Source organism: Streptomyces sp. NBC_00252 (assembly GCF_036187565.1).
In the GTDB taxonomy this organism is placed as follows: domain Bacteria; phylum Actinomycetota; class Actinomycetes; order Streptomycetales; family Streptomycetaceae; genus Streptomyces.
Map to the genome: position 1 here is coordinate 4,361,311 of NZ_CP108087.1, position 18,858 is coordinate 4,380,168.

Genomic DNA, 18,858 nt, shown 5'->3' on the forward strand with positions numbered 1-18,858 from the left:
GTGCTTCATCGGGTGCCGGCGCGTCGTGGCTTGTCGCGCCGTTCCCCGCGCCCCTATCGGGGCGGTGCGCCGCACGCCCTCCTGGCTGTGCCCGGGGTGTTGTTCTTCGTCTTCTTCGCCGTGGCTCCCATGGTCCTCGCGGTGTATCTGTCCTTCACCAAATGGAACGGGCTCGGGGATCCGAAACCGGTCGGCCTCGCCAACTGGGACAAGTTGCTGCATGACGACCGGCTGACTCAATCCCTCACCATCACCGTGCTGTTGACGGTGACCAGTTGGGTTTTCCAGACCGTCGTGTCTCTGCTGCTCGGGGTGTGGGCGGCGGGGCGGCAGCGCAACCGGGCCGTCCTCTCCGCGATCTTCTTCGTGCCGTTCCTGTTGTCCTCCACGGCGATAGCGCTGCTTTTCTACGCGCTGCTCGACCCGAACTTCGGGGTCATCCACCAGGACACGCTGGGGACGACGAGTGGGGCGTTTCTCGCGATCGTGTTCGTCGGGGGATGGCAGTTCATCCCCTTCCACACGCTGATCTATCAGGGCGGGGCCCGGCAGATTCCCGAAGTGCTCTATCAGGCGGCGGCCATCGACGGGGCAGGGCGGTACCGGCAGTTCTTCTCGATCACGCTGCCCCAGCTCCGCAACACGGCCACGACGTCGAGCGTGCTGATGATCGTCGGGTCGCTGACGTACTTCGAGACCGTCCTGATCCTCACCCAGGGCGGCCCGGGCACGGACACGGCGATCCTGCCCTACCTGATGTACGAGGCCGGGTTCAAGAGTTACGACTTCGGCTACGCGAGCGCGATCGCGACCTTCCTGGTCGTCATCGCCACCGCGCTGTCCCTGGTCCTGGTCCGGCTCACCGGTTTCGGCGCCATGCGCAGTACCCGCGAAGGGATGTGACGGAGTGTCACACGACACGTTGCCGCGTCCGGTGAAGACGGCGGGGGAACCGGTGGAACCGCCGCGCACCCGGAGGCGCCGGCACTGGAGCAAGCGGCCCAACCCCGTGGCGGGGCTCGGTTCGCTGCTCTGGCTCGCCGTCGTCATCGTGCCGATCTACGCGATGATCTCGGCCTCGCTCACCCGCCAGGACAAGGCGCTGGGCAACAACGCCCTGAAGCCGCCCACCGATCCGACGTTCGCCAACTACAACACCGTCCTGCACAACGGCTTCGGCCACTTCCTCGCCAACACCGCGCTGGTCGCGGCGGCGGTCGTGGGAATCGTCCTGGTGCTGTGCGTGCCGCTGGCCTACGTGGCCGTACGCACCAGGACCGTGTGGGCGAGCGGGGCTTTCCGGCTGTTCCTGCTGGGAGTCGCCATCCCGGCGCAGGCGGTCGTCGTCCCGCTGTACCTGATGATCGCCAAACTCGACCTGTACGACAGCCTGTTGGCGGTGATCCTGCCTACGGCGGCCTTCGCGATGCCGGTGTCCGTGCTGATCCTGACCGGCACGCTGCGGGACATCTCGGAGGACCTGTACGAGGCGATGGCGCTCGACGGGGCCTCGGCGACGCGGATGCTGTTCCAGCTGGTCATCCCGATGACCAAGGGCGGGATCAGCACGGTCGTCGTCTACTCGGCGCTCCAGGCCTGGAACGGCTTCCTCTTCCCGCTGATCTTCACCCAGTCCGACGGGCCCCGGGTCCTCACGCTCGGACTCTTCAACTACGTCAGCCAGTTCGGCGTGAACATCCCGGCCCTGCTCGCCTCGGTCGTCCTCTCCGGCATCCCGATCTTCGCCGTCTACCTGGTGGCCCGGCGCGCCCTGGTCGGCGGCCTGATGGGCGTGGGCGGCAAGTGAGCTGCCCCAACTCACCTTTTCCGAACGGAGTTTCATGACCACCGCCCCCTGGCGCGACCCCGCCCTGCCCGCCGCCGCCCGCGTCGACGACCTCCTCGCCCGGATGACCCTGGAGGAGAAGACCGCCCAGCTCTACGGCGTCTGGGTGGGCGCCGCGACGGACGGCGACGGGGTCGCCCCGCTCCAGCGCGAGATGACCTCGGACTACGACTGGGACGAGCTGATCACCCTGGGGCTCGGCCAGCTCACCCGTTCCTTCGGTACGGCGCCGGTGGACCCGGAGCTGGGCGCGCAGGCGCTGGCCCGCGCGCAGCGGCGGATCGCGGCGGCGGGGCGTTTCGGCATCCCGGCGGTCGCCCACGAGGAGTGCCTGGCGGGCTTCACCGCGTGGGGTGCGACGGCGTACCCGGTGCCGCTGGCCTGGGGCGCGAGCTTCGACCCGGGGCTGGTCGAGGAGATGGCCCGGCGCATCGGCGCGGACCTGCGCTCGGCCGGCGTCCACCAAGGACTCGCCCCGGTCCTGGACGTCGTACGGGATCCGCGGTGGGGGCGCGTGGAGGAGACCATCGGTGAGGACCCGTATCTGGTCGGGACGATCGGGGCGGCTTATGTGCGGGGGCTCGAATCGGCCGGGGTGGTCGCGACGTTGAAGCACTTCGCCGGGTACGCGTCCTCCGTGGGGGCGCGGAATCTGGCGCCGGTGCGGGCGGGGGTGCGGGAGTTCGCGGACGTCACGCTGCCGCCGTTCGAGATGGCGCTGCGGGAGGGCGGGGCGCGGTCGGTGATGGCGGCGTACAACGAGACGGACGGCGTCCCGGCGTCGGCCGACCCGCGCCTGCTCACCGAACTCCTGCGGGAGGATTGGCAGTTCACCGGCACGGTCGTCGCCGACTACTTCGGCATCGGCTTCCTGGAGACGCTCCACCGGGTCGCGGCCAGCCCGGCGCAGGCCGCGCACGCGGCGCTGGCGGCGGGGATCGACGTGGAGCTGCCGACGCTGAAGTGCTACGGCAAGCCTCTGGTCGAGGCGGTGCGGGCGGGGGAGATCCCGGAGTCGCTGGTGGACCGGGCGGCGCGTCGAGTGCTGCTGCAGAAGGCCGAGTTGGGGCTCCTGGACGAGGACTGGTCACCGGAGCCGACGGGCCCGGTCGACCTGGACTCGACGGCGAACCGCGCCCTGGCCCGCCAACTCGCCGAAGAATCGGTGGTGTTGCTGGACAACCCGGACGGCATGCTCCCGCTCCCGCCGGAGGCGCGGATCGCGGTGGTGGGCCCGAGGGCGGCGGACGCGCTCGCGATGCTCGGCTGCTACTCCTTCCCCTCCCATGTGGGGACGCACCACCCCGAGGTGCCGATGGGCATCGAGATCCCGACGGTGCTGGAGTCGCTGCGGGCCGAACTCCCGGACGCCAAGGTGACGTTCGCGGAGGGGTGCGACGTCTCCGACCCGGACGCCTCCGGGTTCGAGGAGGCGGTCGCGCGGGCCACGGAGGCGGACGTGTGCGTGGCGGTGCTCGGCGACCGGGCGGGCCTGTTCGGACGCGGCACGTCGGGTGAGGGCTGCGATGTGGCGGACCTCCAACTGCCCGGCGTCCAGGCCGACTTGCTGGACGCGCTGGTCTCGACCGGTGTCCCGGTGGTGCTGGTCCTGCTGACCGGCCGCCCCTACGCGCTGGGCCGTTGGCAGGGCCGGCTCGGCGCGGTGGTCCAGGCGTTCTTCCCCGGCGAGGAGGGCGGCCCGGCGGTCACCGGCGTCCTCTCCGGCCGGGTGAACCCGTCCGGCCGCCTCCCGGTGAGCGTCCCGCAGGCCCCCGGCGGCCAGCCCTGGACGTACCTCCAACCCCCGCTGGGCCTGGCCGACGAGGTCAGCAACCTCGACCCGACCCCGCTCTACCCCTTCGGCCACGGCCGCTCGTACACGAGCTTCGCGTGGGAGGTCACCGAGTCCCAGACCCCGGACATCGACACGGACGGCTCCTACGACCTGCCGGTCACCGTCCGCAACACCGGCGACCGCCCCGGCACGGAGGTCGTCCAGCTGTACCTGCACGACCCGGTCGCCTCGGTCACCCGCCCGGACGTCCGCCTGATCGCCTACCAGCGCCTGCGGTTGGCCCCCGGCGAGTCGACCCGGCTGACCTTCCACTTCCACACCGACCTCTCGGCCTTCACCGACCGCACGGGCCGCCGAGTGGTCGAACCGGGCGCACTGGAACTGCGGCTGGCGTCATCGAGCGCGGACGTACGCCACACGACCCGCCTGAACGTCACCGGTCCCGTACGGGAGGTGGGGACGGAGCGGCGGTTGCGGTGCGAGACGGAGGTGCGGGGCGACGCGTGACCCCGGTGCAGGTCAGATCTTGATCACGTGGATGCCGGCACCGCAGAGGTCCCGAAGGTCCTCGGGGTCCGAGGTCAGCACGGTCACGGGTGCGGGCGAGGCGAGCGCCGTCGCGGCGACGATCGCGTCAAGTGCGCACTTGTGCCCGTGCAGACCGGCCGCGGCAAGGAGCTTGCTCGCGTGGCGGGCGATCGCCTCGCTGGGCGGGACGACGTTGACGCGCGAGACGGCATGATCGAAGCGGGCCTGGTGGGTCCTGGGGTCGCGGGCCTCGACGAGGGTCACCGAGCTGACGACCACGCGGATGTCCTCGGCTTCCGCCGCGACGAGCCACTCGGTGAGGTCCGGACTGCGGCGGACCAGTTTGGACAGGCCCTCGCAGTCGAGGACAAGCGTGCCGCTCACGCGGCATCGGCCGAGCCGGCCGAGCCACCGCGCAGGACGGCCCGTTTGGCCTCGACCGCGGCCGGGTCGACCGGCCCGTGCGCGGCCTCCGCGTCCTCGATCAGCTCCCGCAGCCGATCCCGCTCCAGCTGACGCTGGATGAGTGCCTCGACGTAGGCGGACATGCCTCGCTTGCCGGTACGCGCTCTGAGGGCGGCGATGGTGCCCTCATGGAGCGACACCGACACCGGGCGGACGGGGCCTTCACCGGGCATGGGAGCTTCAGCCATGACCCCACTTTAACAAAACTCTTGTTATTCGCCCCGCGGCCTATTCGCCCACCGACTCGAACCGCCACCGATGCACCGCCCGAGTCACCAACTCCTCATCCGGCTCGGGGAGTTCGGGCAGTTCCGCGTCGTAGTCCGCGTCCCACCAGGTGAGGACGAGGACTCGGTCCTGGGGGGCGCGGAGGAACTCGCGGCGCAGGGGTTCGGTGGGGAGTTGCTGGGCGCGTGCCCAGGTGAGGAGGTCCTCGCCTCTGCCCGGGACCGCTCGGGCCTCCCACATCAGCGCGACCGTCACAAGTACAGGTTCTCCTTGCTGACCTCGTGGACGTGGTCGTGGTGGTGTCCCGGGACGTGCGGGTCCGTCACCGGGAGGGACGAGTCCGCGGAGAGGTCCCAGTCGGACGGGGTGCGGTTGCGGGCGACCATCTCCGCGCCCAGGGCGGCGACCATCGCGCCGTTGTCCGTGCAGAGCTTGGGGCGCGGGACGCGGAGGCGGATGCCGGCGGCCTCGCAGCGTTCCTGGGCCAGGGCGCGCAGCCGGGAGTTGGCGGCGACGCCGCCGCCGATCATCAGGTGGTCGACGCCCTCGTCCTTGCAGGCCCGTACGGCCTTGCGGGTCAGGACGTCGACGACGGCCTCCTGGAAGGACGCCGACACATCGCGCACCGGCACATCCTCCCCCGCCGCCCGCTTCGCCTCGATCCACCGGGCCACGGACGTCTTCAGCCCGGAGAAGGAGAAGTCGTACGCCGGGTCGCGCGGCCCGGTCAGGCCGCGCGGGAAGGTGATCGCCGTGGGGTCGCCCTCCTTCGCGTACCGGTCGATGACCGGCCCGCCCGGGAAGCCGAGGTTCAGCACACGCGCGATCTTGTCGAAGGCCTCGCCCGCCGCGTCGTCGATCGTCGCGCCCAGCGGCCGTACGTCCGACGTGATGTCCGAGGAGAGGAGGAGCGAGGAGTGGCCGCCGGACACGAGGAGCGCCATCGTCGGTTCGGGCAGCGGGCCGTGTTCCAGCTGGTCCACGCAGATGTGGGAGGCGAGGTGGTTCACGCCGTAGAGCGGCTTGCCGAGGGCGTAGGCGTACGCCTTGGCCGCCGAGACGCCGACCAGCAGGGCACCGGCGAGCCCCGGCCCGGCCGTGACCGAGATGCCGTCGAGGTCGCGCGCGCTCACGCCCGCGTCCTTCAGCGCGCGCTCGATCGTCGGGACCATCGCCTCCAGGTGGGCGCGGGACGCCACCTCCGGTACGACCCCGCCGAAGCGGGCGTGCTCGTCGACGCTGGACGCGACCGCGTCCGCCAGCAGCGTGGTGCCGCGGACGATCCCGACGCCGGTCTCGTCGCAGGAGGTCTCGATGCCGAGCACAAGGGGTTCGTCAGCCATGGATCTCGGTTCCTTGTACGGAAGTTGACGGGTCGGTCAGGCGCATCACCAGGGCGTCGACATTGCCCGGCTGGTAGTAGCCGCGCCGGAATCCGATCGGGGCGAAGCCGAAGCGCTCGTACAGCTTCTGCGCGCGGACGTTGTCGACGCGGCACTCCAGCATGACCTCGGCGCACTCGAACTCGCTCGCCGCGGTGAGCAGTTCGGTCAGCAGGGTGGCGCCGAGGCCGGTGCCCCAGTGGTCGCGGGCGACGGCGATGGTCTGGATGTCGGCTTGGTCGCCGGTGGTGGCGAGACCGGCGTAGCCGATGACCCGGACACCGCCCTCGTACTGCTCGCCGGTCACCTCGGCCACCAGATACCGCCGGGTCGCCTCGGCGCCGCGCGCGTGCGCCAGCTCGGACCAGAACATGCCCCGGGACCAGGCGTCCTCGGGGAAGAGGTCCTTCTCCAGTTCCAGCACGGGATCGATGTCCCACCAGCGCATCTCGCGCAGCCGAGGGCTCAGGGATTCGGTCACTTGGGGGTGACCACCTTGTAGTTCTTGGGCACCTGGGCGTCCGGCCGGCGCAGATACAGCGGCCGGGGCGCGGGGAGTTCGACACCCGCCGCGAGTCTCTCGACGGCGAGCGAGGCGAGCGCGGCGGCGGACACGTGCTCCGGCTCGTGCGCGGCCGGGAAGGTGTCCGGGTAGAGCAGCGCACCGGCGCCGACCGCGGGCAGCCCAGCGACCTCGTCGGCGATGTCGGCGGGCCGGTCGACCGCCGGGTCGGTCACCCTCGTACGGGAGTCGGAGTAGCGCGCCCAGTACACCTCCTTGCGCCGCGCGTCCGTGGCCACGACGAAGGGGCCGTCGAGGTCGGCTGCGTAGGCGAGGCCGTCCAGCGTGCACACACCGTGCACGGGGACGCCGAGCGCGAGGCCGAAGGTGTCGGCGGTCATCAGCCCGACGCGCAGTCCGGTGTAGGGGCCGGGGCCGATGCCCACGACGATTCCGGTGACGGCGTCGAGCCTGAGCCCCGCGTCGGCGAGCACGTGGTCGACGGCCGGGAGCAGCAGCTCACCGTGGCGGCGCGCGTCCACCTGACTCGACGAGGCGATGACGGCCTCGCCGTCGTGCAGGGCGACGGTGACAGCGGGGGTGGCGGTATCCAGAGCGAGCAAGAGCACGCAAACAGCCTACGGCTCCGGCGCCGCGAGCACGGCCGCCCCGGCGACCCCGGCCCCGGCTGCTACGGTCACCTGGGGTCACCGGACTTACGGGATGTACGGGACCGTACGGACACCGTCACAGGACGGACGAGACGCGGAGGTGGCCGCCGATGGCCGGCAGCAGCGCGGGAATCGTGACCGGGCTCACCGTGGCGGCCGTCGCCACGGTCGGTTTCCTCGCCTATCAGGCGTCCGCGACGGTCCCGGCCGGAATGGGGGACGCGGCCCACGCGAGCGCCGCCCCCGCCGCGGTGGCCGCCAAGAAGGCCCCGCGCGACAAGAGGAACCCCGCCGCGCTGCCCGCCGGGTCCGGCAGGGGCGAGCGGGTCGTGTACTCGGTGGACGACGACCGGGTGTGGCTGGTCGCGGAGAACAACAAGGTCACCCGCACGTTCAAGGTCACCCCCGGCACGGTCGACCCGCCCACGGGCAGCTACCCGGTCACCTCCCGCTCGAACGCCATCCTCGGCACCGACGGCACCCCCATCCAGCACGTGGTCCGCTTCACCAACGCCAAGGGAGTCGCCATCGGCTTCAGCGCGCCGGTCAGCGGCGAAACGGCGGAACCCGACCCCACGACCAAGTCGGGCGGCATCCGCGAGTCGATCGCCGACGGCGCGGCCATGTGGGAATTCGCCACCATCGGCCAGAACATCGTAGTGATCCGCTAGACGACTTGGACGCCTCGCGGACCACCCCCCAGGGGCGCGGGGAACTGCGCGCCAAGCCCCCACCGCCCCGCAGACGACCGACTACGCCGCTTTTCGCTGAGCCTGCTCGCCCGGCACATCCAAGGGCTCCGGCGCCCGAGGCGGGGTGGATACAGCCCGCGCCGCCTCCCCCGCGGCCAACAACTCCCGCATGGACACCGCACACGGCCGCGCCCACTCACGCTGATCCTCTGAAGCCGACATGGACGCCTCCTGGGAGCCGGGGGCAGACGTGGTTAGGTAGACCTAACTACGAACTGGATACCATGTGACCACGCCCGGGACCCGGAACGCAACATCTTGCCGACACCTTGTCGGAACCCACATCACCCGCACCACCTGGTCAGGCGTCGAGCACACCCAGTTCGACGGAGGCCCACCGCTCACCGAGCCCGGTGACCGTGACATGCCGTACCTCGTCGGTGGTGTCTCCGACGGCCCGGTGGATGACGAGGGACAGCCGGTCGTCCGTCAACTCCTCGACCTTCCCCTCACCCCACTCGACGACGATCACGGACTCGGGCAGCGAGACATCGAGATCGAGGTCCTCCATCTCGTCGAGCCCGCCGCCGAGGCGATACGCGTCGACGTGGACGAGCGGCGGCCCCTCCCCCAGCGAGGGGTGCACGCGCGCGATGACGAACGTCGGCGAGGTGACCGCGCCCCGGACCCCGAGCCCCTCCCCCAGTCCCCGGGTCAGGGTGGTCTTGCCCGCGCCCAGCTCGCCCGTGAGCATCACGAGGTCGCCCGCGCGCAGCAGTTTGGCCAGGCGGCGGCCCAACTCCCGCATCTGCTCGGGGGAGTTGACGGTGATCGACACGGACAGGGGCTCAGCCGCGTTGTGCGGTGCTGCTGGTGCTTCCATAGCCACTTACGGTAGCCCCTGCGGGCACGGCACCCGCGCGGGTGAGCAGGTCGGCGAGGCGGTCGGTGACCACTTCCGGGTGCTCCAGCATGACCAGGTGCCCGGCGTCCGGCACGAGCACCAGCTCGGCGTCCGGCAGCAGGTCGGCGATGGCCTCGCTGTGCTCACTGGGCGTCACGAGATCGCCGATCCCGGCAAGGACGAGCACCGGCATGTCCTTGAAGTGGGTGAGCGCGGCGGTCTTGTCGTGGTCGGTGAACGCCGGGTAGAACTCGGCGACGACGTCGATGGGCGTGCCCTCGATCATCCGCTCGGCGAACCGCGCGACCGCCGGGTCGACGTCCCGGGACGCGAACGAGTACCGCTTGATGATCCCGGCGAACAGATCGGCGGTGGCCCGCCGCCCCCGCTCCACCAGCGCGGCCTGCTGTCCGAGCGCCTTCAGCACGCCGGGCAGGATTCGCCGTACCGCGTTGACCCCGGCGACGGGCAGGCCGAAGTTCACCTCGCCGAGGCGCCCGGAGGACGTACCGACGAAGGCGGTGGCGACGACCCGGTCGCGGATGAGGTCGGGGTACTGGTCGGCGAGGGCCATGACCGTCATGCCGCCCATGGAGTGGCCGACGAGCACGATCGGGCCCTCGGGCACGGCCGCGTCGATCACGGCCTTCAGGTCGCGGCCCAACTGGTCGATGGTGAGCGGCATGCCGTCCTCCAGCTGGGCGACCCCGCGCGCGGAGCGGCCGTGGCTGCGCTGGTCCCAGTGGACGGTCCGCACGATCCCGCGCAGGGCGGCGCGCTGGAAGTGCCAGGAGTCCTGGTTGAGGCAGTAGCCGTGGCTGAAGACGACGGTGACGGGGGCCGGGGCCTTGCGCCCGAAGAGGCGGCGACGCTTGGACGTGGCGGCGAGGTCGGGCTCGATGTCGTCGACCTCGTAGTACAGCTCGGTGCCGTCGTCGGCGTGGGCCGTGCCGGGGGTGCCGCGCAGCGAGCCGTAGGGTCCCGTCGAGTCGAGGGCGAGCCGGGCCCGCTCGCGCATGCCGCGGCCCACGGTCATCCGCTCTATGGCGACACCGGCCGCGGCGCCGGCGGCGATCACGCCTATCGCGGCACCGGCGATACCGGTCGCCTTGCGCCAGTTGCCGGCCACCCCCGTGGCGGCGGAGGCGACCGCGGCGACCGCCTCCGCACTGCTCTCGCTCACGTGCCGCTCCTCTTCACGTCAGGGCCCTGCGCTGTGTCGCCTTCCTCATACCCGGGGGCGGCCTCATTGACATAGACGCGGGGAACGCGTGTTCCGATGCGGGTCACGATCTCGTAGGCGATGGTGCCCGCGGCCTGCGCCCAGTCCTCGGCGGTCGGCTCGCCGAGGTCGCCGGGGCCGAAGAGGATCGCCTCGTCACCGGCCTCCGGCTCGTCCCCTCCGAGGTCCACGACGAACTGGTCCATGGCGACCCGGCCCGCGACCGTGCGCCACTTGCCGCCGACGAGCACCGGGCCGGTGCCGGAGGCGTGGCGCGGGATGCCGTCCGCGTAGCCCACGGGGACGAGGCCGAGGGTGGTGGTGCCCGGGGTGATGTAGTGATGGCCGTAGCTCACGCCGTGGCCGCCCGGGACCTGCTTCACCAGGGCGAGGGACGCCTTCAGGGTCATCACCGGGCGCAGCCCGAAGTCGGCCGGGGAGCCCACCTCGGGGCTGGGCGAGATGCCGTAGACGGCGATGCCGGTGCGGACGAGGTCGAAGTGGGCGTCCGGGCGGGTGAGGGTGGCGGGCGAGTTGGCGATGTGCCGCACCTCGGGGCGTACGCCCTGGGTCTCCGCGTAGGTGACCATCTCGCGGAACAGGGCGAGTTGGGCGTCGATGGAGGGGTGTCCCGGTTCGTCGGCGCAGGCGAGGTGCGACCAGAGTCCGGTGACACGGACGAGCCCCTCGGCCTCGGCGCGCAGGGCCGCCTCGACGAGTTCGGTCCAGTCGGCGCCCGGCTGACATCCGTTGCGCCCGAGCCCGGTGTCCGCCTTGAGCTGCACGCGCGCGGGACGCCCGACGGCGCGGGCGGCCGCGGTGACTTCCCGGAGGGCCCACATCCCGCTGAGGGACACATCGAGATCGGCCTCGACGGCCTCGCGCCAGGGTCCGCCCGGGGTCCACAGCCAGCACATGATCCGCGTGCCGTCCGGCAGCCCGGCGCGGGCGCGCAGGTCGAGGGCCTCCTCGGGCGTCGCCGTACCGAGCCAGGCCGCCCCCGCCTCGACGGCCGCGCGGGCACACGCCAGGGCCCCATGGCCGTACGCGTCGGACTTGACGACGGCCATGAGGGCCGCGCCCGGCGCGAGGGCGCGCAGGGCGCGGACATTGGCCCGCAGGGCGCCCAGATCGATCTCGGCACGGGCCCGCAGGGGCGAGGTCGGCACAGCAGCTGTCTCATTCATGACGCCCCCAGTCTCTCAGAGGGGACTGACAATCCCGCAGGCCCGCCTAGTTCCCGGGCCGGTGGCCCCAGACGTAGACGCGGTCGCCCTTCTTGAGGACGCCCCAGAGCTTGCGGGCGTCGGCGAGTTGGAGGTTGACGCAGCCCCAGGAGCCGACGGTGGTGTAGATGCTGCCGTAGACGGCGTGGAAGGCGATGCCTCCGTCGAAGAACTGGGCGTACGGCATGGGGCTGTTGTAGAGCGTGGACCAGTGGTTCTTGTGCTTCCAGTAGATCTTGTGCCAGCCGCCGCGGGTCACATGCCCGTTGCGTCCGCTGCGCATCGGCACCGGTCCGAAGACGACCTTCTTGCCCTTCTGCACCCAGGTCAGCTGCCGGTTGAGATCGACACAGGCGACGCGGTACGAGCGCACGGGGCACTTCTTGGCCGCGTTGGGGTTCTTCTTCGCCGCGAGCAACTGCATCCGCGCCCAGGTGACGGGCCCCGCGAAGCCGATCGCGGGCTTGATGCCCTGCTTCTTCTGGAAGGCGCGGATGGCCTTGCAGTCGGCGCCCGACTGCTTCCCGTCCACCCTCAGTTTCAGCCACCGCTCCACGCCCCGCTGGTAGGGCCCGGTCTGCTTGCTGCACGTCACCTTGGCGACGGCGTCGCCGATCGGCACGTACTCGACGAGCGCGTACGTCCCCACGGCCGCGTCCCGGGGCTCGACCCGGTCCTCCTCGGCGGTCGGCGTGTACACCTTCGGCGCGAGCGCCTGGTCCGGGGTGTCGATCTGCCACGGCTGATACGGCCCCGGCGGCACCCCGGGCACCAACTCACTCTCCGCGGGCCCGGCGGCAGGCGCCGGCACGGGCACGGGCCCGTCGCTGGCCCAGGCACTCCCGGTCCCGACGGGGAGGGCGATCACCGCGGTGAGCAGCACCGCGATACTTCTGTGCGCGATTCGTGTACTGATCATGCGATCAGAGAAACGCGCCCCCACGACCCGACCCGGCTGCCGCGCGGAGGGGTCACCCTTATTGACGAGCGCGAGTGCTGTCAGCCCAGGTCTTCAAGCGCAGACCGGCACCCATCAGCCCGTCCGGCGTTTGAGGACGAGGCCCTTTCGGGGCCGATCGGGGGCGAAAACTCACCCCAGCACCACATCCCGCCAGGCCCCCCGCACCCCCTCGGCCACATCATGCGCCCCCACAGGCGCCCCCTCCGCAGCCAACCGACCCGCCAGCCCATGCAGATACGCCCCCACACTCCCCGCGTCGAACGCCGACAGCCCCGACGCCAGCAACGACCCGGCAAGCCCCGACAACACGTCCCCACTCCCGGCCGTGGCCAGCCACCCCGTCCCGGTCGAGTTGACCCGCACCGCCCCACCCCCCGAATCCGCGACCAACGTCGTGGACCCCTTCAAGAGCACGGTCGCCCCGTACCGCCCCGCCAACTCCCGCACGGACTCCAGCCGAGCCCCCTCGACCTCCCCCCGATCCACCCCGAGGAGCGCCGCCGCCTCCCCCGCGTGCGGAGTCATCAACGTCGGCGCCCTACGCGCCCGTACGGCATCCGCATCCGCCAGCCGCAGCCCGTCCGCGTCGATGAGCACGGGCACCTCGGCGGTCACGACGTCCGCGACGGTCGCCGCGTCGTCGCCGGCACCGGGCCCCACGACCCACGCCTGCACCCGCCCCGCCTTGAGCGGCCCCCCGTCCGACACCAGTACCTCGGGGAACCGCGCGATGACCGCGTCCGCGGCGGGACCGACGTACCGTACGGCCCCCGCCCCGCCCCGCAACGCCCCCGCGACGGCGAGCACGGCCGCCCCGGGATACCGCCCGGACCCGGCGGCGATGCCGACGACACCGCGCCGGTACTTGTCGCTCTCGGCGCTCGGCACGGGCAACAGCCGTGCCACGTCGGCGTGTTGGAGGGCCTCGAGTTCGGGTTCGGCGGGGAGTTCGGCGTCGAGTCCGATGTCGACGAGCCGTACGGAACCGGCGTACTCGCGCGCGGGGTCGATGAGCAGCCCGGGCTTGTGGGCGCCGAAGGTGACGGTGACGTCGGCGCGCACGGCGGCACCGCGCACCTCGCCGGTGTCCGCCTCGACGCCGCTGGGCAGGTCGACGGCGACGACGAGCGCCCCGGAGTCCCCGGCGAGCGTCGCGAGCCGGGCGGCGTCGGGTCGTAGGCCGCCCTTGCCGCCGATGCCGACGATGCCGTCGAGGACGAGATCGGCGCGCAGGACGGTGTCCTCGGCGGCGGCGACGGTACGGCCGCCCGCGCGCAGCAGCGCCGCGAGCCCGCCCGGGTGGGTGCGGTCGGGCGCGAGGAGTACGGCGACGACGGCCGCCCCGCGCCGGGCCAGCCGGGCGCCGGCGTACAGGGCGTCGCCGCCGTTGTCCCCGCTCCCCACCAGCAGGACGACCCGGCTGCCATAGACCCGGCCCAGCAACTGGGCGCAGGCGACGGCGAGTCCGGCGGCGGCGCGCTGCATGAGCGTGCCTTCCGGGAGCCGTGCCATGAGGGCCTGTTCGGCCGTCCTTACCGTCTCCACGCTGTACGCAGTCCGCATGCGGTCGAGTCTGCCCCGGATGGGCCGGGCCGCGCATCCGGGCGCCCGGGGCAGGTCCTTGTCAGCCCTCCGCGATGACCACGGCCGAGGCGACCCCGGCGTCGTGGCTCAGGGAGACGTGCCAGGAGCGCACGCCCAGTTCGGCCGCGCGGGCGGCGACCGTGCCGGTGACCCGCAGCCGGGGCTGCCCGCTGTCCTCGACGTACACCTCGGCGTCCGTCCAGTGCAGTCCGGCGGGGGCGCCGAGCGCCTTGGCGAGGGCCTCCTTCGCGGCGAAGCGGGCGGCGAGTGAGGCGTTCCCCCGCCGTTCCCCGCTCGGCAGCAGCAACTCGCTGTCCAGGAAGAGGCGTTGGGCCATTCCCGGTGTACGTGCGAGGGACGCCGCGAACCGGTCGATCTCGGCCACGTCGATACCAACCCCGATGATGCTCATGCCGAGCACCCTACGACCGGGCCCGCCCGCGCAACGGATCGGCGGGCGGGCGGGCGGACCTGCGGAGTTCAGGCGGCGTCGAGAGCCGCGGTGATCTTGCGGGTCATGTCGGCCATGACGGGGCTGTCGGCGTTCTTGTCGGCGCGGGTGCCCGCGTCGAGGGCGACGAGGACGGTGCCGCGGAAGTTGTCGGCCTCGGCCGGGTCCTGCTTCTTGAGCACGCTCATGGCCTCGGTCAGGGCCGGCAGCACGTGGTCGGCGAGTTCGGCGACGGACTTGCCGTTGAGGCCCTTGATGCGCGACTTCTCGGCGAGCACGTACCCGATCGGGCCGGTCGCGGAGGCCAGCGCGATGCTGCCCTGGGTGGCGACCTTGTGCGGTGAACCGGCGGCCCCGGCGGCGGCCATCAGCGAGACGGCGCCGTACGCGGCGGTGCGGAGGGTGTTCTTGTCCTGGTCGGTGAGGTTGATGCCCATGGTGACGCTCTCCTTGGATCCGGCGCGGCCCCGGGTCGGGGCCGCTCGCCTTCGTTGTGATCCAGAGCCTGCGCCCGCCCGGTTTCACGGGGCCTTCAGGGCGACTTCAGGGTGCTTTCAGGGCGGTTTCAGGGCCGGTCAGACGACCCGGACCCCCTGCCGCCAGACGCCCGTGACCAGGGGGACGCCCGGGCGGTAGGCGAGGTGGACGTGGCTCGGGGCGTCCAGGAGGGTCAGGTCGGCGCGGGCGCCCGGGGTGAGGCGGCCGATGTCGTCGCGGCGGAGGGCTGCCGCGCCGCCGGCCGTGGCGGACCACACCGCCTCGTCCGGGGTCATGCCCATGTCCCGTACCGCGAGGGCGATGCAGAAGGGGACGGAGGACGTGAAGGACGAGCCGGGGTTGCAGTCGGTGGAGAGGGCGACGGTCGCGCCCGCGTCCAGGAGGCGGCGGGCGTCGGGCCACTCGGCGCGCGTGGAGAACTCGGCGCCGGGCAGCAGCGTCGCGACCGTGCCGCTGTTCGCCAGGGCGTCCACGTCGGCGTCGGTGAGGTGGGTGCAGTGGTCGGCACTGGCCGCGTCGAGTTCCACGGCGAGCTGGACGCCGGGGCCGTACGAGAGCTGGTTGGCGTGGATGCGGGGGTGGAGGCCCTTCGCCTTGCCCGCGCTGAGGATCGCGCGGGCCTGGTCGCCGTCGAACGCGCCCTTCTCGCAGAACACGTCGATCCAACGGGCGTGCGGGGCACAGGCGTCGAGCATCTCGCCGGTGACCAGCGACACGTATCCGGCCGGGTCGTCCGCGAAGTCCGGCGAGACGATGTGGGCGCCGAGGTAGGTCACCTCGTCCGTGTGCGCGGCGGCGATGCGCAGCGCGCGGGACTCGTCGGCGACCGTCAGGCCGTAGCCCGACTTGGTCTCGAAGGTGGTGGTGCCCTGGCGGAGCGCCTCGTCCAGGTAACGGGTGAGGTTCGCCTCCAGTTCCGCGTCGCTCGCGGCGCGCGTCGCGGCGACGGTCGTGCGGATGCCGCCCGCGCTGTACGCCCGCCCGGACATCCGGGCGTTGAACTCCCGCGTGCGGTCGCCCGCGAAGACGAGGTGCGAGTGGGAGTCCACGAAGCCCGGCAGGACCGCCCGCCCACCGGCGTCGACCCGGTTGTCAGTGGCGGGTGCTTTGCTTGATTCACCGGTCCACACGACGTGGTCGCCGTCGATGACGACGGCCGCGTCCTGGACCAGTCCGAGAGGGGAACCGTCACCGAGGGAGGGGTCGTTGGTGACCAGCGTGGCGATGTTGGTGATGACAGTGCTGCTCATCGTGTCCTCGTGGGTGCGGGGTTCGGCGGTCAGTGGGAGCGCAGGGCCTCGACGGCCTGCGCCAGCGCCTGCGGCACATTCGGTACGAGCGTGTGAGCACCGTCGCGCACGACGTGCCGGCCGCCCACGACCGTGTGCCGTACGTCCGCTGCCGTCGCCGCGAATACGGCCGTCTCGGCGCCGAGCCTGGGCACCGGGCCCGCTGTCCTGACCGAGTCGAGGGCAATCGTCGTGAAGTCGGCGAGCGCGCCTGCCTCCAGCGAGCCCGCGTCCGTCCAGCCGAGTGCCGCGTGGCCGTCGGCCGAGGCCGCGCGGAGCAGGGCCGCCGCCGTCCAGTGACCCCGGGTGCGGGTGCGCAGGCGTTCGTTCAGCTCCATCGCGCGGGCCTCTTCGAGGAGGTCGATGACGGCGTGGCTGTCGGAGCCGAGGGAGAGCGGTGAGCCCGCGCGCTGGAGGGCGACGGCGGGGCCGATGCCGTCCGCGAGGTCGCGTTCCGTCGTCGGGCACATGCAGGTGCCGGTGCCGGTCGAGCCGAGCAGGGCGATGTCCTCGTCCGTGAGGTGCGTGTTGTGGACGCCGGTGGTGCGCGGGCCGAGCACTCCGTGGTCGGCGAGGAGCCGGGTCGGGGTGCAGTCGTGGGCGGTGCGGCAGGCATCGTTCTCGGCGGTCTGCTCGGACAGGTGGACGTGCAGCGGGGCCCGCCGCTCCTCGGCCCAGCGGGCCACGGTCGCCAACTCCCGTGCGGGCACGGCCCGTACGGAGTGGATGGCGGCACCGATCCGTGCGTGATCCCGTTCCTTGAGAAGTGAAGAGCGTTCGGCCCAGGCGTCCGCGCTGCCGTCGGAGAAGCGGAGCTGGTGCCGGTTGGGGGGCTGTCCGAAGCCGGAGGAGAGATAGGCGGTGTCGAGGAGGGTGATGCGGATGCCGGCTTCGGAGGCGGCGGCGATGAGGGCCTCACCCATGGCGTTGGGGTCGGCGTACGGGGTGCCGCCGTGCGCGTGGTGCACGTAGTGGAACTCGCCGACGGCCGTGATCCCGGCGAGCGCCATCTCGGCGTACACCGCGCGGGCGAGGGCGTGGTAGGTCTCCGGGGTCAGCTGGTCGGCGAAGGAGTACATGAACTCCCGCCAGGTCCAGAAGGTCCCGGAGCCGACCTGGACGGTGCCGCGCAGGGCCCGGTGGAAGGCGTGGCTGTGGGCGTTGGCGAGCCCGGGGAGGGTCAGGCCGCGGAGGATCTCGGCGCCGGGGGGCGGGGTGTCGACTCCCGTGCGGAGGGCGGTGATTCGCCCGTCGCTCACCTCCAGGGCGACGCCCGGCTCGACGTTGGTGTCGAGCCAGGCGTGTTCCAGCCAGTACGTCCGCGTGCGGGGTGTGCCGGGGGATGTCACCTGCAGGCCAGCCCTTCCAGTACGTCGGCGAGTGCGGTCACCCCGGCCACGCAGTCGTCCTCGGCCGCGAACTCGGCCGGGGAGTGCGAGACACCCGTGGGGTTGCGCACGAACAGCATGGCGGTCGGGATGCTTCCGGAGAGGATCCCGGCGTCGTGTCCCGCGCCGGTGCCCAGGACGGGGACCGTGAGGTCGGTGTCCTTGCCCAGGACGCGGGCGAGTTCGTCGCGCAGGGTGTGGTCGAACTCGACGACGGGGGTGAAGGACTCCCGGACGACGTCGAGGTCGACGCCGTGCGCCTTCGCGTACTCGCGGGCCGCCTTCTCGACGCCGGTGACCACCGTGTCCAGGGTGTCCTGGTCGGCGGCGCGGGAGTCGAGCCAGCCGCGCACCAGGGAGGGGATGGCGTTGACGCCGTTCGGCTCGACGGCGATCTTCCCGAACGTGGCGACGGCACCGGCGAGTCGGGCCTCGCGTCGGGCGGCGAGCACGGTCTCCGCGTACGACAGCATCGGGTCGCGGCGGTCCACCAGCCTGGTCGTGCCGGCGTGGTTGGCCTCGCCCCGGAAGTCGAACCGCCAGCGTCCGTGCGGCCAGATGGCACTGGCGATGCCGACCCGGTCGCCGGACAGGTCCAGCGCGCGGCCCTGTTCGACGTGCAGCTCGACGAACGCGCCGATGCGGGCGAGGCGTTCGGGGTCGGGGCCGATGGCGTCGGCGTCGTAGCCGGCCGCCGCCATGGCCTGCGGCAGGGTGACCCCGTCGCCGTCGGTCAGCCGGTGTGCCTGCTCGACGGTGAGCTGCCCGGCGGTGAGCCGCGAGCCGACACAGGCGAGCCCGAAGCGGGCGCCCTCTTCGTCACCGAAGTTCACGAGGGCCAGCGGCTTGGTGAACCGCGCTCCCCTGCGGCGCAGTTCATCGAGGGCGGCGAAGGACGACACGACCCCGAGGGGTCCGTCGAAGGCCCCGCCGTCGGGCACCGAGTCGAGGTGCGACCCGGTGACGACGGCGTCCCCGGCTGCGGGATCGCCGAGCCAGGCCCACTGGTTGCCGTTGCGGTCGAGCTCGTAGGCCAGACCGCGGGACCGGGCCTGCTCCTCGAACCAGGCACGGCACTCGGCGTCGGCGGCGGTCCAGGCGAACCGGCGGTAGCCGCCGGAGTCGGGGTGCCGGCCGACGGGGAGCAGCTCGCGCCACATCTCGTGGAAGGAGGCGCCGGCCACACCCGCGTCCGGGGCCGCGGAGTCACGGCCCCGCTCGTCTCC

20 protein-coding genes are annotated in these 18,858 nt (G+C 72.3%); 4 read left to right on the top strand and 16 right to left on the bottom strand.

The genetic code is table 11. From position 1 onward, the window contains the following. Window positions 1–12 precede the first annotated feature (12 nt). From OHT77_RS18855 to OHT77_RS18865, 3 genes are read left to right on the top strand one after another with little or no spacing between them, the layout of a single operon-like run. On the top strand, window positions 13–903 hold the full coding sequence (locus tag OHT77_RS18855; RefSeq protein WP_384870256.1) for a carbohydrate ABC transporter permease: 891 nt from the start codon (window positions 13–15) through the stop codon (window positions 901–903). Window positions 904–907: 4 nt separating this feature from the next. After that, complete coding sequence (locus OHT77_RS18860; protein WP_384869808.1) at window positions 908–1,807, top strand: carbohydrate ABC transporter permease; 900 nt, start codon at window positions 908–910, stop codon at window positions 1,805–1,807. Between the two features lie 34 nt (window positions 1,808–1,841). Further along, a complete protein-coding gene (locus tag OHT77_RS18865) occupies window positions 1,842–4,148 on the top strand; it encodes a glycoside hydrolase family 3 N-terminal domain-containing protein (RefSeq protein WP_328829657.1) in 2,307 nt (768 codons plus the stop codon). A 12-nt stretch (window positions 4,149–4,160) separates the two neighbouring features. Here the strand turns inward: OHT77_RS18865 and OHT77_RS18870 are convergent, their stop codons facing one another. From OHT77_RS18870 to tsaB, 6 genes are read right to left on the bottom strand one after another with little or no spacing between them, the layout of a single operon-like run. Continuing rightward, a complete protein-coding gene (locus tag OHT77_RS18870; RefSeq protein ID WP_328829658.1) occupies window positions 4,161–4,553 on the bottom strand; it encodes a type II toxin-antitoxin system VapC family toxin in 393 nt (130 codons plus the stop codon). Beyond that, entirely contained in the window at window positions 4,550–4,822 is a 273-nt protein-coding gene (locus OHT77_RS18875) for a hypothetical protein (RefSeq protein ID WP_328829660.1), read from the bottom strand. Before OHT77_RS18875 ends, OHT77_RS18870 begins: the two co-directional genes overlap by 4 nt. A gap of 40 nt (window positions 4,823–4,862) precedes the next feature. Beyond that, a complete protein-coding gene (locus tag OHT77_RS18880; protein ID WP_328829661.1) occupies window positions 4,863–5,117 on the bottom strand; it encodes a hypothetical protein in 255 nt (84 codons plus the stop codon). Beyond that, window positions 5,114–6,205: a tRNA (adenosine(37)-N6)-threonylcarbamoyltransferase complex transferase subunit TsaD gene (gene tsaD / locus OHT77_RS18885; protein ID WP_328829662.1), complete on the bottom strand. Its 1,092-nt coding sequence runs from the start codon at window positions 6,203–6,205 to the stop codon at window positions 5,114–5,116. The genes OHT77_RS18880 and tsaD overlap by 4 nt, the downstream gene beginning before the upstream one ends. After that, a complete protein-coding gene (gene rimI, locus OHT77_RS18890) occupies window positions 6,198–6,692 on the bottom strand; it encodes a ribosomal protein S18-alanine N-acetyltransferase (RefSeq protein ID WP_384870258.1) in 495 nt (164 codons plus the stop codon). Before rimI ends, tsaD begins: the two co-directional genes overlap by 8 nt. Window positions 6,693–6,721: 29 nt before the next feature. Further along, entirely contained in the window at window positions 6,722–7,375 is a 654-nt protein-coding gene (gene tsaB, locus OHT77_RS18895; RefSeq protein ID WP_328829664.1) for a tRNA (adenosine(37)-N6)-threonylcarbamoyltransferase complex dimerization subunit type 1 TsaB, read from the bottom strand. Between the two features lie 152 nt (window positions 7,376–7,527). Between tsaB and OHT77_RS18900 the strand changes: the two genes are divergently transcribed. Beyond that, window positions 7,528–8,088, top strand: a complete 561-nt coding sequence (locus tag OHT77_RS18900; protein ID WP_328829666.1) for a hypothetical protein — start codon at window positions 7,528–7,530, stop codon at window positions 8,086–8,088. A gap of 382 nt (window positions 8,089–8,470) precedes the next feature. On the opposite strand, the gene tsaE is transcribed toward OHT77_RS18900, so the two are convergent. The 10 genes from tsaE to OHT77_RS18950 all read right to left on the bottom strand — a co-directional run bounded on the left by tsaE (window position 8,471) and on the right by OHT77_RS18950 (window position 18,816). After that, window positions 8,471–8,992 (bottom strand): tRNA (adenosine(37)-N6)-threonylcarbamoyltransferase complex ATPase subunit type 1 TsaE, encoded by a 522-nt coding sequence (gene tsaE, locus OHT77_RS18905; RefSeq protein WP_328829667.1) that lies wholly within the window; start codon window positions 8,990–8,992, stop codon window positions 8,471–8,473. Beyond that, window positions 8,958–10,196, bottom strand: a complete 1,239-nt coding sequence (locus tag OHT77_RS18910) for an alpha/beta fold hydrolase (RefSeq protein ID WP_328829668.1) — start codon at window positions 10,194–10,196, stop codon at window positions 8,958–8,960. The genes tsaE and OHT77_RS18910 overlap by 35 nt, the downstream gene beginning before the upstream one ends. Beyond that, window positions 10,193–11,422 (bottom strand): alanine racemase, encoded by a 1,230-nt coding sequence (gene alr / locus OHT77_RS18915; RefSeq protein ID WP_328829669.1) that lies wholly within the window; start codon window positions 11,420–11,422, stop codon window positions 10,193–10,195. Before alr ends, OHT77_RS18910 begins: the two co-directional genes overlap by 4 nt. A 46-nt stretch (window positions 11,423–11,468) precedes the next feature. Continuing rightward, on the bottom strand, window positions 11,469–12,380 hold the full coding sequence (locus OHT77_RS18920; protein WP_328829670.1) for a L,D-transpeptidase family protein: 912 nt from the start codon (window positions 12,378–12,380) through the stop codon (window positions 11,469–11,471). Between the two features lie 171 nt (window positions 12,381–12,551). Then, window positions 12,552–13,985 (bottom strand): NAD(P)H-hydrate dehydratase, encoded by a 1,434-nt coding sequence (locus OHT77_RS18925; RefSeq protein WP_328829673.1) that lies wholly within the window; start codon window positions 13,983–13,985, stop codon window positions 12,552–12,554. Window positions 13,986–14,046: 61 nt separating this feature from the next. Beyond that, window positions 14,047–14,418 carry a holo-ACP synthase gene (locus OHT77_RS18930; RefSeq protein ID WP_328829674.1) on the bottom strand — a complete coding sequence of 124 codons (372 nt, stop codon included), beginning with the start codon at window positions 14,416–14,418 and terminating at the stop codon, window positions 14,047–14,049. Window positions 14,419–14,486: 68 nt separating this feature from the next. Beyond that, window positions 14,487–14,894, bottom strand: a complete 408-nt coding sequence (locus OHT77_RS18935; protein WP_328829676.1) for a hypothetical protein — start codon at window positions 14,892–14,894, stop codon at window positions 14,487–14,489. A 138-nt stretch (window positions 14,895–15,032) separates the two neighbouring features. After that, window positions 15,033–16,205: an imidazolonepropionase gene (gene hutI / locus OHT77_RS18940; protein ID WP_328829678.1), complete on the bottom strand. Its 1,173-nt coding sequence runs from the start codon at window positions 16,203–16,205 to the stop codon at window positions 15,033–15,035. Between the two features lie 29 nt (window positions 16,206–16,234). Further along, window positions 16,235–17,593: a formimidoylglutamate deiminase gene (locus OHT77_RS18945; RefSeq protein ID WP_328829679.1), complete on the bottom strand. Its 1,359-nt coding sequence runs from the start codon at window positions 17,591–17,593 to the stop codon at window positions 16,235–16,237. Continuing rightward, window positions 17,590–18,816, bottom strand: a complete 1,227-nt coding sequence (locus OHT77_RS18950; RefSeq protein ID WP_443048215.1) for an allantoate amidohydrolase — start codon at window positions 18,814–18,816, stop codon at window positions 17,590–17,592. The genes OHT77_RS18945 and OHT77_RS18950 overlap by 4 nt, the downstream gene beginning before the upstream one ends. Between the last annotated feature and the right edge of the window lie 42 nt (window positions 18,817–18,858).

Bases quoted from the DNA above. Each gene is read 5' to 3' on its own strand.
- OHT77_RS18865 (WP_328829657.1), top strand. From the start codon at position 1,842: ATGACCACCGCCCCCTGGCGCGACCCCGCCCTGCCCGCCGCCGCCCGC.
- OHT77_RS18875 (WP_328829660.1), bottom strand. From the start codon at position 4,822: ATGGCTGAAGCTCCCATGCCCGGTGAAGGCCCCGTCCGCCCGGTGTCG.
- tsaD (WP_328829662.1), bottom strand. From the start codon at position 6,205: ATGGCTGACGAACCCCTTGTGCTCGGCATCGAGACCTCCTGCGACGAG.
- rimI (WP_384870258.1), bottom strand. From the start codon at position 6,692: ATGCGCTGGTGGGACATCGATCCCGTGCTGGAACTGGAGAAGGACCTC.
- OHT77_RS18900 (WP_328829666.1), top strand. From the start codon at position 7,528: ATGGCCGGCAGCAGCGCGGGAATCGTGACCGGGCTCACCGTGGCGGCC.
- tsaE (WP_328829667.1), bottom strand. From the start codon at position 8,992: ATGGAAGCACCAGCAGCACCGCACAACGCGGCTGAGCCCCTGTCCGTG.
- alr (WP_328829669.1), bottom strand. From the start codon at position 11,422: ATGAATGAGACAGCTGCTGTGCCGACCTCGCCCCTGCGGGCCCGTGCC.
- OHT77_RS18920 (WP_328829670.1), bottom strand. From the start codon at position 12,380: ATGATCAGTACACGAATCGCGCACAGAAGTATCGCGGTGCTGCTCACC.
- OHT77_RS18925 (WP_328829673.1), bottom strand. From the start codon at position 13,985: ATGCGGACTGCGTACAGCGTGGAGACGGTAAGGACGGCCGAACAGGCC.
- OHT77_RS18930 (WP_328829674.1), bottom strand. From the start codon at position 14,418: ATGAGCATCATCGGGGTTGGTATCGACGTGGCCGAGATCGACCGGTTC.
- OHT77_RS18935 (WP_328829676.1), bottom strand. From the start codon at position 14,894: ATGGGCATCAACCTCACCGACCAGGACAAGAACACCCTCCGCACCGCC.
- hutI (WP_328829678.1), bottom strand. From the start codon at position 16,205: ATGAGCAGCACTGTCATCACCAACATCGCCACGCTGGTCACCAACGAC.